Origin of the sequence: Persicitalea jodogahamensis (assembly GCF_014651615.1) — a bacterium.
In the GTDB taxonomy this organism is placed as follows: domain Bacteria; phylum Bacteroidota; class Bacteroidia; order Cytophagales; family Spirosomataceae; genus Persicitalea; species Persicitalea jodogahamensis.
This window is the reverse complement of sequence record NZ_BMXF01000002.1, coordinates 870,806-883,628: the sequence shown is the minus strand read 5'-3', so window position 1 is coordinate 883,628 and position 12,823 is coordinate 870,806. Positions and strand designations below refer to the sequence as shown.

11 protein-coding genes are annotated in these 12,823 nt (G+C 51.8%); 6 read left to right on the top strand and 5 right to left on the bottom strand.

What is annotated here, in order from left to right; translation table 11 throughout:
- Positions 1-37: 37 nt before the first annotated feature.
- Positions 38-1,285: a hypothetical protein gene (locus IE117_RS13900; RefSeq protein WP_229580860.1), complete on the bottom strand. Its 1,248-nt coding sequence runs from the start codon at positions 1,283-1,285 to the stop codon at positions 38-40.
- Positions 1,286-1,398: 113 nt separating this feature from the next.
- Here IE117_RS13900 and IE117_RS13895 point away from each other — a divergent pair, with 113 nt between their 5' ends.
- The 4 genes from IE117_RS13895 to IE117_RS13880 all read left to right on the top strand — a co-directional run bounded on the left by IE117_RS13895 (position 1,399) and on the right by IE117_RS13880 (position 5,256).
- A complete protein-coding gene (locus tag IE117_RS13895; RefSeq protein WP_229580858.1) occupies positions 1,399-2,412 on the top strand; it encodes a bile acid:sodium symporter family protein in 1,014 nt (337 codons plus the stop codon).
- Between the two features lie 131 nt (positions 2,413-2,543).
- On the top strand, positions 2,544-3,473 hold the full coding sequence (gene fmt, locus IE117_RS13890) for a methionyl-tRNA formyltransferase (protein ID WP_229580856.1): 930 nt from the start codon (positions 2,544-2,546) through the stop codon (positions 3,471-3,473).
- 112 nt (positions 3,474-3,585) lie between these two features.
- Positions 3,586-4,092: a dihydrofolate reductase gene (locus tag IE117_RS13885; RefSeq protein ID WP_189565031.1), complete on the top strand. Its 507-nt coding sequence runs from the start codon at positions 3,586-3,588 to the stop codon at positions 4,090-4,092.
- A 57-nt stretch (positions 4,093-4,149) separates the two neighbouring features.
- The gene (locus tag IE117_RS13880; RefSeq protein WP_189565030.1) at positions 4,150-5,256 is read left to right on the top strand and encodes an alpha/beta hydrolase; all 1,107 of its coding nucleotides are present in this window, start codon (positions 4,150-4,152) and stop codon (positions 5,254-5,256) included.
- A 68-nt stretch (positions 5,257-5,324) separates the two neighbouring features.
- On the opposite strand, the gene hslU is transcribed toward IE117_RS13880, so the two are convergent.
- Together hslU and porQ are read right to left on the bottom strand one after the other, a co-directional pair.
- Positions 5,325-6,728 (bottom strand): ATP-dependent protease ATPase subunit HslU, encoded by a 1,404-nt coding sequence (gene hslU / locus IE117_RS13875; RefSeq protein ID WP_189565029.1) that lies wholly within the window; start codon positions 6,726-6,728, stop codon positions 5,325-5,327.
- A 165-nt stretch (positions 6,729-6,893) separates the two neighbouring features.
- Positions 6,894-7,907, bottom strand: coding sequence for a type IX secretion system protein PorQ (porQ, locus tag IE117_RS13870; protein WP_189565028.1), 1,014 nt, complete (start codon positions 7,905-7,907; stop codon positions 6,894-6,896).
- Positions 7,908-8,026: 119 nt separating this feature from the next.
- Here porQ and IE117_RS13865 point away from each other — a divergent pair, with 119 nt between their 5' ends.
- The gene (locus tag IE117_RS13865; RefSeq protein WP_189565027.1) at positions 8,027-9,586 is read left to right on the top strand and encodes an acyl-CoA carboxylase subunit beta; all 1,560 of its coding nucleotides are present in this window, start codon (positions 8,027-8,029) and stop codon (positions 9,584-9,586) included.
- Between the two features lie 123 nt (positions 9,587-9,709).
- Here IE117_RS13865 and IE117_RS13860 read toward each other — a convergent pair whose 3' ends face one another.
- A complete protein-coding gene (locus IE117_RS13860; RefSeq protein ID WP_189565026.1) occupies positions 9,710-10,591 on the bottom strand; it encodes a polyphosphate kinase 2 family protein in 882 nt (293 codons plus the stop codon).
- A gap of 85 nt (positions 10,592-10,676) precedes the next feature.
- Positions 10,677-11,261, bottom strand: a complete 585-nt coding sequence (gene rdgB / locus IE117_RS13855) for an RdgB/HAM1 family non-canonical purine NTP pyrophosphatase (protein ID WP_189565025.1) — start codon at positions 11,259-11,261, stop codon at positions 10,677-10,679.
- A 143-nt stretch (positions 11,262-11,404) separates the two neighbouring features.
- Here rdgB and mgtE point away from each other — a divergent pair, with 143 nt between their 5' ends.
- The gene (gene mgtE, locus IE117_RS13850; protein WP_189565024.1) at positions 11,405-12,757 is read left to right on the top strand and encodes a magnesium transporter; all 1,353 of its coding nucleotides are present in this window, start codon (positions 11,405-11,407) and stop codon (positions 12,755-12,757) included.
- Positions 12,758-12,823 lie beyond the last annotated feature (66 nt).

Sequence of the window (12,823 nt, the reverse complement as noted above, 5' to 3'; positions counted from 1 at the left end):
ACTAAAAAAGATGGCAAATTTAACGATTTTTAGTACGTCATTCTAAATGCAGCGGATCATCAAAATATCCCCAGCCCATAAGCCGGTCGACGAGCATCGCTATCCGCATGGGAAAAGGCTCCACCCAGATGATTTTGTCGTAGCCCATCGTGTAAAGAAGGGGGTGAATCACGCAAATGAGCGCTACAAAAAACAGAAGCAAGCGTTGTTCGCTAATAGGGACTGTTTTGACCAGTATCAACCCGGAAATAAAGAAAATCGGGAAAGCATAGGACATAGCGCGGTCGATATCGTGAACGAAAACCACGGACGTGATAAGAACCAGCATCCCGATAATGAGGGCCAGCAACAAAAAGCGGCGGCCACAGTACCAGAGTAGCAGGAAAGCCGCACCGATGAGTATCCACATTCCCTCGAAGGCCGTCCAAAGGCTGCTCCCCAAGCCGAAACGGTGGGCATCGGCAAACAGCACGGGCGTTCCCATCGAGGAGTAAGTGTGGTCGGGGAAGTACCGGAGACGGACATAGGTGCGTCCGGCCAGATAGACCGCCCAGCAAACTACCACCAGCCAGGCCGGACTTTTCAAAGTGGCCCTGAAAAACTTACCGATTCCATCGCGCTTGGTGTCGTCCTGCGCCATATATTCTTTGGCAATCCACCACAGGCATACGAACCCTGCGGCCATCAACGACCGCTCGTCTACCAGAAAAGACAACAGTAGGCTAAGCGAAAACAGGACTGGCTGCCGGGTGACAAGACAAACCATCAGAAAAAAACACGCGAAGCCATCGCCGTAGCCAATGACATCTACGAAGCCAAACGACCCCACCAGCAGATTGGCGATCGCGAGGGTAAATAGGGCCGTCTGGATTTTGTCTTTTGAAAAACTGAAATACAGGCTGGCCGAAAGGTAGATGAAGCCTATGCCCAATACCGCCTGAATGATAATAATAAGCACGATATTATGGCCCGTCAGCCAGGATAGGGCGGGAAGAAACCAGCGGAAGATCATGTTCTCGCGCCGGATGTAATAGTCTAATTTGGTCGGATGCAGGAGATCCTGGGCCTGGATTTCTATGAAATCCCAGGCGTCGATCGTGAGGGTATCATTCAGGTGGCCATAAAGCAGCGAGTAAGCCGGAAACGCCAGAAACACCGAAACAGCCACACTTGCGAGGGTCAGTTTCCACAACCAGTTGGGTCCGTCGAGTCGGCGGTCAAGCCATAAGAAGAAAGCGTGGTAGAGGGTACTTAATGACATTTCCTGCGGCGGGTGAATTGACATCCGGGAGTTTTGAAGGGCAAATAAAGGCAAATTTGGGCGTTCGTAAGGGAGAGAATTTCTTTTCCGGTCATAATTTTGCTTGCTTTGCTTTCTTCCAACCTTCATCTGCCAACGTGTCGCAACCATCGCCTTCAACTACCAAAACATTTTGGTCAGCAGCCCAGAGAGCGGGTCTGGATGGTTTCATTCTGGCGCTGATCACGGTAGTTTTTCTGGCGTGGCTTTGGCCGTTTCCGGGTACCGCTTCATCCCCGGTGCCATTGGGCACCATAGCCGGCTACGGGGTGTCCGTCATTTTTTTCTTTTACGGATTGAAACTCAATCTGGGTCAATTGCGCACCGGCCTCAGCAATCCTCGCCTGCACTTGCTGATTCATACCACAACGTTCCTGCTTTTTCCGTTGATAATATTGGCCATCAAGCCTTTATTTCAAAATCCTGATCTGCAAACCCTCTGGCTGGGCATTTTCTTCCTGGCAGCGCTGCCTGGAACGGTATCGTCGGCCGTGGTAATGGTATCATTGGCCGGGGGAAACATTCCTGCCGCCATTTTCAACGCCAGCCTGTCCAGCCTGCTCGGTGTATTCATTACGCCACTGTGGATGGGGCTTCTCATGAATACCACCTCGGCCAGTTTCGACATGGAGGACGTAGTTCTGAAACTGGTCGTACAGGTTTTGGTGCCCGTAGTAGCGGGAATGCTCCTGCATCGGTTTTGGGGGGCATTCGCCGAGAAGTACCGTAAGCAACTGGGAAATTTCGACAAAGGCGTGATACTGCTCATCGTCTACACCAGCTTTTGCGAATCGTTTGACAGCGGGGTATTTTCGCTATTGGGCTGGCAGGAGCTTCTGCTACTCTGGACAGGCATGGTGGTGCTGTTTTTTCTTATTTACGGCATCACAACCTTTGTTGGCAAGCTGTTCAGGTTTAGCCGGGAAGAGCATATCACGGCTTCGTTCTGTGGTTCCAAAAAATCGCTGGTGCAGGGGGCTGTCATGTCGAAAGTACTTTTCGCGGGTCTTCCCAGCGCGGGTATTTTGCTACTGCCCATTTTGTTATACCATGCCTCTCAACTACTCATCGTCAGCTCAATTGCGCAGCGAATGAGTCGGGAAAAGCACTAAGCCGAGAAGATTATCTCTCAGTTCAGGAGTTGAGGCGGTAGTTGTCATTTTGTTCCAAGCCATTTAAAAAATTCAATGCAACTATCAGGTTGGCATTGTCCGTTTTTCATTATTAATTGTTCATTTTAGAAATGCCTGAATCGCTAAGAATCATTTTCATGGGAACGCCTGAGTTTGCCGTTCCCAGCTTGCAAGTACTGGTAGAAAATGGCTGTGAAGTCGTGGCGGTCATTACGGCTCCCGACCGCCCGGCGGGCCGGGGTCAGAGATTGAATGAATCGCCCGTGAAGCAGTATGCCGTAACCCAAAACATTCCGGTACTACAACCGGAGAAACTAAAAAATCCGGAGTTTCTAGAAACGCTGCGCTCGTTTCATGCCGATCTGCAGGTGGTGGTGGCCTTCAGAATGCTCCCTGAACTGGTGTGGAATATGCCGGGGCTGGGTACTTTCAATCTGCACGCCTCCCTGCTGCCCGACTACCGGGGCGCGGCCCCGATCAACTGGGCGATTATGAACGGCGAATCCGAAACGGGGCTGACGACATTTTTTATCGAGAAAGAAATAGATACCGGGAAAATTATTTTTCAGGAAAAAGAACCCATTACCCCCGACGACACGGCGGGCTCGCTGTACGAACGACTGATGGAAAAAGGATCACAACTTGTCCTGCGCACAGTACGTGCCATCGCGGCAGGAAACTACCCGCAGATTCCGCAACCCCCGATGAATAAGGGGAAAGAGGCGCCCAAGCTATTCCGCGAAAACTGTGAGATCGACTGGAATCGTCCGGCCGAAAGCATCCGGGACTTTGTGCGGGGGCTTTCGCCCTACCCGGCAGCCTGGACGACGCTAAACGGCTTGAATTGCAAACTTTTCGAGGTTTCAGTGGTTGAACATGAATTGCCTGATACTGCAACAGAACCCGGAACGTACCGTACCGACCAGAAAACCTTTCTTCATTTTCTCGCCACCGATGCCTGGGTGTCGGTGCAGGAATTACAGTTGGAGGGCAAGCGGCGCATGAAAATCGACGAACTTCTGCGGGGCTACAAGTTTTAACTTCTCAAACCGACGGGGTCGCACGGCCAGGTCAACTACCCTAATAAATAAAAGCATCCGGCAAACGACGATAAAGCCGGGATTTTAATGCTCACCAGGTGAGCAAAAGAAAATGAAAATATCTTTAATTGTGGCCGCTGCCGAAAATGGGGTAATCGGCAAAGAAAATCAACTTCTCTGGCGCCTCCCCGATGACCTGAAACGTTTCAAGCAACTGACGCTTGGCCACCCGATTATCATGGGGCGTAAAACGTACGAGTCCATTGGCAAGCCGTTGCCCGGGCGCACTTCAATCGTCATAACCCGATCGCCTAGCTACAAAGCCGAGGGGGTTTTGGTAGTGAATTCACTGGAATTGGCCATAGAAACCGCCCGCCGGCAGGAATCAGAGGAAGCCTTTGTCATCGGAGGCGGGGAGATTTACCGGGAAGCGCTGGGGAAGAACCTGGCGGAAAAAATTTATTTGACGCGCGTGCTGGCAAACGTGGATGGCGATACTTTCTTTAAAATTCCCGACGAGGATGATTGGACGGTAGAATCCCACACTGAACGCGTGGCAGATGAACGACACGAATATGCCTTTCAATTTGTCGATCTGACACGTAAAGGCACGCTCTGACTTTTCTTTTTTGATTAAAATAGTTAATATTGGTGTAGTAGGACCAAAAAATAAAGTATGAATGCAACTGTACAAGCACACGCTAAAACATTAAAATTACAGCTTACCACCTCCGTTATCGATGACCGCCCGATCTATGTGTCGGGCAATTTTTGTGATTGGATTGGGAATATCGACCAGTTCCAGATGGAGCAAGTCGCGCCTGGCTGCTATGAGTATGCCTTCCCCGCCGACATGGAACTTCCTGAAAATCTGGAATACAAATACACCAAAGGTGGCTGGGACCACGTCGAACTAGACAGTGAGGGAACAGCGCCAATCAACCGATCGGCCAGACCCGGACAAGTGGAAGTCGTGCAGGACTTCGTGCCGCATTGGCGCGAGGAAGGCGTATCACTGAACGACGACCTGATGCCAATTACCGAGCTGTTGTCTGACTCCTACGATATACCGCAACTCGCTACCAACCGGCGGATTCAGGTACTTCTGCCACACAATTACTATGACCAGCCCGAACGCCACTACCCGACGCTCTACCTCACCGACGCGCAGAATCTGTTTGGTGAAGGCTCGTCCTACGGCAACTGGAGCATCGACCGCAAGCTCGCGGTCCTGTCGTCCCGCGAACGGGGCGACGTTATCATTATCGCCATTGATCACGGCGACAAAGAGCGCATTCACGAGTTTTCACCCTATGATACCAAACGTCACGGGAAAGGAAAGGGCCGGGAATTTCTGAAATTCATTACCAGGACATTGAAACCGGAAATAGATACGAAGTACCGCACTCTGCCCGACCGCCTGAACACGGGCATTGGAGGAAGTTCGCTGGGCGGCTTACTGGCAGCTTACGCCGGATTGATGCACCCGCTGGTTTTCAGTAAGTTGATGATTTTTTCACCCTCGCTTTGGCTTTCGCCCCGGATCTATTTCGACGCCATTCACTTCTTTGAGCCCTTCGAAAGCCGGATGTACCTTTACGGGGGTGAGCGGGAGGGAGCCAACATGGTCAAGAACCTCGAATCACTCTACGAAACGTTGGAAAAACAGGGCTACGGCTATGACCGCGTCCACCTCAATCTCCAGATCGATCCCTTCGGCAAACATACCGAAGCCCGCTGGGGCGAGGAATTTCCAAAAGCGTTGGAGTGGCTTTATTATTAATAATAGAATGAGAGAATATTGCTTCCGCCGACTGACGCCTATTCTCTCATTCTATCATTCATTCCAAATTAAAGAATAAACTGACTCAGATCCCGGTTCTGCACCAGTTTCGAGAGTTTATCTTCTACCAGTTCTTTCGTCACGGTCACCAGGGAATCGGGGCCAATGACATCGGGGATGTCGTACATGAAATCGTTGAGAAGCGAACTCATGACTGTCTGCAGGCGGCGGGCACCGATGTTTTCTACCTCACTGTTCACGTCGAAGGCAATCTTGGCGATTTCACGAATGGCATCTTCTTCAAATTCCAAAGCTACGCCTTCTGTTTCCATCATTGCCACATACTGCTTGGTAAGCGCATTTTTGGGCGTCCTCAGGATCTGGTAAAAATCATCCTGCGTGAGGCTTTGCAACTCCACCCGAATCGGAAAACGACCCTGTAATTCCGGAATGAGATCCGAAGGTTTGGCAACGTGGAATGCTCCGGCAGCAATGAACAGAATGTGGTCCGTATTGACAATGCCGTGCTTGGTATTGACAGCGCTGCCTTCCACGATCGGCAGCAGATCGCGCTGAACGCCCTCGCGACTGACATCAGGACCGCCGCCCCCACCCGAACGACTGGTAGCTACCTTGTCGATTTCGTCGATAAAGATGATACCCAGATTCTCCGCTTTTTGGATGGCTTCGGACTTTACCTCGTCCATGTCGATCAGCTTGGAGGCTTCTTCTTCCAGCAAAAGTACCTTGGCTTCGGCCACGGTCACCTTGCGCTTTTTGCCTTTACTCGGCATCATATTCCCAATCATTTCCTGAATGTTCATCATGGAAACGTCGTCGATCGCCCCGCCGATCATGCCAACGTTGGGGCCGCCGCTTTGCTGGACTTCAATTTCAATCTTGCGGTCGTCCAGTTCGCCGTTGCGGATTTTCTCCCGGAAACGCTCCCGCGTACGCTGATTAAGCTCCTGGTCGCTGTCGGGCATGGCGTTGGAATTTGCATTGCCGTTTTCGAACCCCACACCTGAGTTACCCGGCGAGTGCATCGGCGGAATCAATATGTCCAGGATGGCATCCTCAACCAGTTGCTCGGCCCGGATTTTGACTTCCTCTTTCTTTTGAGCCTTTACCATCCCAACGGATTGTTCCACCAGATCGCGCACCATGCTTTCCACGTCACGACCTACATACCCTACTTCGGTGAACTTGGAGGCCTCCACCTTCACAAAAGGCGCGTCGGCGATCTTGGCCAGCCGCCGGGCAATCTCTGTCTTGCCGACGCCCGTCGCGCCAATCATCAATATATTGTTGGGAATAATTTCATTCTGCATATCCTCGGGGCTGTTCATCCGCCGCCAGCGGTTGCGCAGGGCTATGGCCACGTTGCGCTTGGCGTCGTGCTGCCCGATGATGTATTGATCCAGTTCGGCCACAATCTGCCGGGGGGTGAGTTTCTCTAAGTGTTCAGTCATTTTTTAACTATCGGCGTTCGGCCTCTGGCCAACGGTTTTCATTCAGGTGATACAAAAGGAGAGTAGCGATACTCGCTTTCCTTGATTTATTTCTTGTCTTTACAGAAGAAAGGCCAAGCAAAAGGGTAGACAATTCAAAACAACCATACCCACCTCAAAATCCCGTCATTTTTGCAGACTGACATTCATTCCAAAGGTACTTACCCCTAGTCCGGTCAGAAGTTGCGAGCGTCCGTAGCTGAATTCAAAACGTTTGATTTTCAACCATCCGCCAAACGAAATACCTGACAGGCCTACCCTTTCCTGCAATTGTAGTTCCTGCCTGACCAGATGATCATACCCCACCATCAGCCTACATTTCGGGTGAATCAAAATCTCCGCGCCTACCGTTAGGTGACGCAGCAGCTTTTCGGGAACAGGGATTTTCCGTGGTACCCGGTTGCCGTTGTTATCAAAATCAAAAAACAGGGCTGGATCATTATAAACCTGATCAAAGGCGTTGAGGTGATGCGCCGTCAACGAAAAACGAAGCGGCATGTACTCAGGCTTGAAAGTCACGCCCACCCGCACGTCGAAGGGCAGCGGGGGGGCGTCATGGCCCGCATAGTTTTGCCGCAGAACACCCAGGTTTTTGACCACAAATCCGGCAGTCAGATCGCGCCTGGGATGCTTGAACACAGCGCCCCAATCCAGGGCCAGCCCCCAAAGCCGGTAGCTTTCAAGCGACGAGCCTACCATTTTCAGGGAGCCGCCAATGGTGATGTTCTGAATGGTGTTTCCGTAACCTACCGACAGGGCGTAATCCGACGCCCGGAACTCACCGATGGGATTACCCAAGTCGTCGGTTTGAGTGAGTGTGCCGTAGTCAAGGTACTGGAGTCCCCCACCCCAAACCCCTTTTATTTTTTTGAACGCTTGGGTGTAGGCTACATTCACCAGCCGCGTATCGGCAAGGTAAGGCATGATTGACAGCGCGAGATTTTTAGATTTGGCGCTATCCAGTAGGGCGGGATTCTGAATGAAAAGCGTAGCCTCCGAACCAGATAGAGTGAAATGACGCGATCCCAGCGCGGCCTGCCGGGCATCGGCGGGCATTTGCAGGAATCCAAGGCCGGTGCGCCCACCCGTCGGCTGGGCAACGCATGTTGTGCCAAGTACCCCCGACAAGAGCCAAAACATTATTCGGCATCTCCGGCACTTGCCTGACCCTGCTCTTGCAATCCTATATCGTTTCCGTAAATTGCCCGTAATACTGTTTTCGAGGTTGTAAAAGTAAAAGTACGATTGAAATAAGGAATATGAAAACGCCCGCCGCGACGATGAAAGGAACCGAAGTTTTAGAGAGAAAGAATGCCGAAGCCCTGCTGGGTGGTGGCGAAAAGCGGATCGACTCGCAACACAGCAAAGGAAAACTCACCGCCCGCGAGCGCGTCGAGTTGCTAATGGACGAAGGTTCGTTTGAAGAAATTGGCAAATTTGTCACACATCGCGCCAAAGATTTTGGCCTCGACAAAGAACATTACCTTGGCGATGGCGTGATAACGGGCTACGGTACCGTAGCTGGGCGGCTGACCTATGTCTTTGCGCAGGATTTCACCGTTTTTGGCGGTTCCCTGTCCGAAACCCACGCCGAAAAAATCATCAAAATCATGGATATGGCCATGAAGAACGGCGCGCCGGTGGTAGGTCTTAATGACTCGGGCGGGGCCAGGATTCAGGAGGGCGTAGTGTCGCTGGCGGGCTATGCTGATATTTTTTATAAAAACACCCTGGCCTCGGGCGTTATCCCCCAGATTTCGGCCGTAATGGGCCCTTGCGCAGGTGGGGCGGTGTACTCTCCGGCGATCACCGACTTTATCATGATGGTCGAAAACACCAGCTATATGTTTGTGACGGGGCCAAACGTGGTCAAGACTGTCACCCATGAGGAGGTTACTTCTGAAGAACTTGGCGGTGCCATGACCCATGCCACCAAATCGGGCGTGACGCATTTTGTGGCAGCCAATGAGGTGCAGTGCATCGAGTACCTGAAGAAGTTGCTTAGCTATATTCCGCAAAATTGTGAGGACGAGGCGCCGCATCTTCCCTATGAAATTACTGACGAGACCCGCCCCGTCCTGGACGACATCATTCCGGAAAATCCCAATCAGCCCTACGACATTCGCGAGGTAATCGAGGAAATAGCCGATGCGGGCAGCTTCTTTGAAGTCCACAAGTACTTTGCCGAGAACATTGTGGTGGGCTTTGCCAGGTTGGCGGGAAGGAGCATCGGCATTGTGGCAAATCAACCCGCCGTTCTGGCCGGAGTTTTAGATATCAACGCCAGCCAGAAAGCGGCTCGGTTTGTAAGGTTTTGCGACAGCTTCAATATCCCGCTACTGGTGCTGGAAGATGTCCCCGGTTTTCTGCCCGGCACCGACCAGGAGTGGAACGCCATCATCACCAACGGAGCCAAACTGCTTTATGCTTTTTGCGAAGCCACTGTGCCGCGCATCACGGTCATTACCCGTAAGGCCTACGGGGGCGCCTATGACGTGATGAATTCCAAGCACATTGGCGCTGACATGAACTACGCCTGGCCTACGGCCGAAATCGCGGTAATGGGCGCGAGCGGTGCGGCGGAGATTATTTTCAAAAAGGAAATCGCCGAAGCTGATGACCCGGCAGCGAAACTGCAGGAAAAAGTGGAGGAATACACCCAAAAATTTGCAAACCCCTACCGCGCTGCCCAGCGCGGCTACGTAGATGAGGTTATCTATCCTGCTCAGACACGCGAAAAACTCATTCGTGCTTTTGCTATGCTGGAAAACAAAGTGGACGTGCTGCCGAAGAAAAAGCATGGGAACATTCCGCTGTAGGGCGACAAAGTCGAAATGGGTTAAAAGGTCAAACGGTTAATGGTCAAACGACGTTCTACGGGTTTTCTCTCACACAGAGGATATCCGCGTATCTTTAACCGTCTGACCATTAACCATTCCCCCTTAGTTCTGCCCCTTAATGATTTCCACAAACCTTTGCAATTCTTCGTAGCGTTTTTCGTCGGATTCAGGGTACTTCATGTCCATTTTCTTCAGCTCTTCGGCGATGATTTGGCCAACAATCAGGCGCATGTTTTTCTTGTCATCGGCAGGAATGACGTACCAGGGGGCTGTCTCGGTACCGGTGGCATTGATGGCTTCTTCGTACGCTTGTTGGTAGTCGTCCCAAAACTCGCGCTCCTTTACGTCACCTTCCTCGAACTTCCAGTTCTTTTCCGGGTCGTCGATCCGGTCGATAAGACGTTCAGCTTGTTCTTTTTTTGAAACATTCAGAAAAAACTTGACGACCCGAATGCCATTATTATAGAGGTAGTTTTCCGAGTTCTTGATGTCCTGGTAGCGCTGTTCCCACAGGTTGTACATATTTTCCGTGAGTTCGTGGGGAAGCCGCTGCACATTGGTTACGATCTCGGCATGTACTTTCACAACCAACACCTCTTCGTAGTAGCTGCGGTTGAAGACCGTGATGCTACCCCGCTGGGGAAGCAACAACGACGTGCGCCACATGAAGTCATGCTGGAGTTCATTCTCGCTGGGGCGCTTGAACGAATGCACCCTTACTCCGATGGGGTTTACCCCCGCAAATACCCGTTTCAAAGTACCGTCTTTGCCTGCCGCGTCCATCGCCTGAAAAATCACCAGCAACCCATAACGGTTGTGGGCATACATCATGCTTTGAAGGTCATCGAGCTCGTCGGCATTGTCGGCAAGGATTTCCTTGTAATCGTCCTTGTCTTTATAAATGTCAGAAATCTTGGTTTCCAGTTCTTTGATCTTGAATTCTCTGCTTCCGTCGTAGCGGAAGTCGTCAGGATTTACTTTCATTAAAATTTGTGAGTTTAAGAGTGCATGAGTTTGGGGACTTGTGGCGGGCGGCCTGAAATTTCAAACCGCGCGGGCGTCCCCATTATCAATCTTTTTTCAAAAATGCCACCAACTTTGCGAACGCCCGCGCGCGGTGGCTTTGTCGGCTTTTCTCCGCCATCGTCATCTCAGCGAAGGTTCGGGATTGATTTTCCGGCACGAACACCGGATCATAGCCGAAGCCGTGGGTACCGCGCTTCTCCCCAATAATCGTGCCCTGAACAATTCCTTCGAACTGGTGGTATTCCCCATTCAGCACCAGCGTTATGACCGTCAGGAAGCGGGCATCGGCGGGTAAGGGTACTTTTCTTTCGGCCAGCCGATCCCAGACGCGCCGGGTATTGTCGTCGGCATCGCGTTGTGGCCCGGCGTAGTGCGCGGAATGCACACCCGGCTCACCGTTAAGCGCCGCAATTTCCAGCCCCGTATCGTCAGCGAAGGTATTCACTCCAAACTTCTCCCAGACGAATTCGGCTTTCTGCCGGGAATTGCCGGCGATGGTCGGCTGTTCTTCCGGAATCTCTTCGTGACAGCCGATGTCGGCAAGGGTTTTCAGTTGGAAATCATCGCCCAGAAGGGCTTGTATTTCGGCTAGCTTGTTAGCGTTGTTGGTAGCGAAGCAGAGCGTCATCGATAAATCTGAGTACGGGGAAAGTGGTTTCTGCAAAATACGAAAAAACTTTTGCCCTCTGAAAACCCTACCTTTGCACAGCCCGGCCAAGTGCCCAAGAACAGGCAGCTCTTTCTGATTGAAAAGTAAGCCCCATACCACCCATGACGTTCGAACTCACCAAAGAATATCTCGATCACATAGAGGACCTGATCGATAGCCAGGATTCGGCGACGCTAAAAGCCGAGATGGAGGATATGTACCCCGCCGATGTGACGGGCATCCTTTATGAGTTAGACTCCGAACAGGCAAAGTACCTTGTCAGCCTGCTTGACACCAAAATCGGCGCAGAAATTCTGGCGGCGCTCGACACGGACGAACGCCGGGATTTCCTGAAAAGCTTCACTTCTGCCGAAATCGCTTTGTACGTCAATGAGGTAGATTCCGACGACGCGGTGGATTTGCTCAACGAGCAGCCGATCAAAGTACGGGAAGAAGTTATCGCCTTGCTCGAAGACCGCGAGCAGGCGCGGTTCATCCTGGATTTGCTTCACTACGATGAAGACGTAGCGGGCGGTCTCATGCAGAAGGAGTTAGTGAAAGCCAACGTCAACTGGAACATGAACCAATGCATCGAGGAACTTCGGCTGCAGGCTGAGGACGTCGAAAAGGTGTATGCAGTTTACGTCGTAGACGACAACAACCGCCTTTTGGGTACTTTATCTCTAAAACGCATTGTGCTGGCGCATAAGAATACCAAGGTCGAGAGCATTTATAATCAAGACATCATATACGTCGAAACCTACCGTCCCGCCGAGGAAGTCGCCGAACTCATGCAACGCTATGACCTTGACGTGATCCCCGTCGTGAATGTACAGGGAAGGCTTCTAGGCCGCATCACCATTGACGACGTGGTGGACGTCATTACCGAGCAGGCCAGTTCGGATGCCCTGGCGATGGCCGGGGTTACGGGCGATGTCGAGGAAGACGACACGGTCTGGGAACAAACCAAGGCTCGTTTGCCGTGGCTACTGGTGGGCATGATGGGCGGTATTTTGGCCGCCAAGTTCATCGGCTTTTTCGAGGGTGATCTGAAAGTCGTCCCGGCGATGGCCGCTTTTATCCCGATCATTGGCTCCACGGGCGGCAACGTCGGCATTCAGACCTCATCCATTATTCTGCAAAGCCTGGCCGATAGAACGGGCCTCGACACGGGCGTGTGGGAGCGGCTGCTCCGGATGTTTGGTGTAGCCTTCATCAACGGCATCATCATCAGCCTGATCGTGTTTGGCTTTAATCTACTGATCGGCAATGAACTACAACTGGCCATAGTCGTTTCTTCGGCGCTACTTTCCGTCGTCTTCCTGGCGTCGTTCATGGGTACTGTCACGCCAATAGTACTAGATAAGCTGGGCATCAACCCGGCGGTCGCCTCCGGCCCATTCATTACTACGGCCAACGATCTGATCGGCTACGGCGTGTACTTTGGCCTGGCGCATGTGTTGTTGGGATTGTAATAGAGTTCAAAGTTTATGAGTTCAAGAGTTTATAAGTTATTCCGGCAGTGACTTTTCACGTCAGCA

What these genes read in the sequence shown, in the direction of transcription:
- IE117_RS13900 (WP_229580860.1), bottom strand. Translation starts at nt 1,285, where the DNA reads ATGTCAATTCACCCGCCGCAGGAAATGTCATTAAGTACCCTCTACCAC.
- fmt (WP_229580856.1), top strand. Translation starts at nt 2,544, where the DNA reads ATGCCTGAATCGCTAAGAATCATTTTCATGGGAACGCCTGAGTTTGCC.
- IE117_RS13885 (WP_189565031.1), top strand. Translation starts at nt 3,586, where the DNA reads ATGAAAATATCTTTAATTGTGGCCGCTGCCGAAAATGGGGTAATCGGC.
- IE117_RS13880 (WP_189565030.1), top strand. Translation starts at nt 4,150, where the DNA reads ATGAATGCAACTGTACAAGCACACGCTAAAACATTAAAATTACAGCTT.
- hslU (WP_189565029.1), bottom strand. Translation starts at nt 6,728, where the DNA reads ATGACTGAACACTTAGAGAAACTCACCCCCCGGCAGATTGTGGCCGAA.
- porQ (WP_189565028.1), bottom strand. Translation starts at nt 7,907, where the DNA reads ATGTTTTGGCTCTTGTCGGGGGTACTTGGCACAACATGCGTTGCCCAG.
- IE117_RS13865 (WP_189565027.1), top strand. Translation starts at nt 8,027, where the DNA reads ATGAAAACGCCCGCCGCGACGATGAAAGGAACCGAAGTTTTAGAGAGA.
- IE117_RS13860 (WP_189565026.1), bottom strand. Translation starts at nt 10,591, where the DNA reads ATGAAAGTAAATCCTGACGACTTCCGCTACGACGGAAGCAGAGAATTC.
- rdgB (WP_189565025.1), bottom strand. Translation starts at nt 11,261, where the DNA reads ATGACGCTCTGCTTCGCTACCAACAACGCTAACAAGCTAGCCGAAATA.
- mgtE (WP_189565024.1), top strand. Translation starts at nt 11,405, where the DNA reads ATGACGTTCGAACTCACCAAAGAATATCTCGATCACATAGAGGACCTG.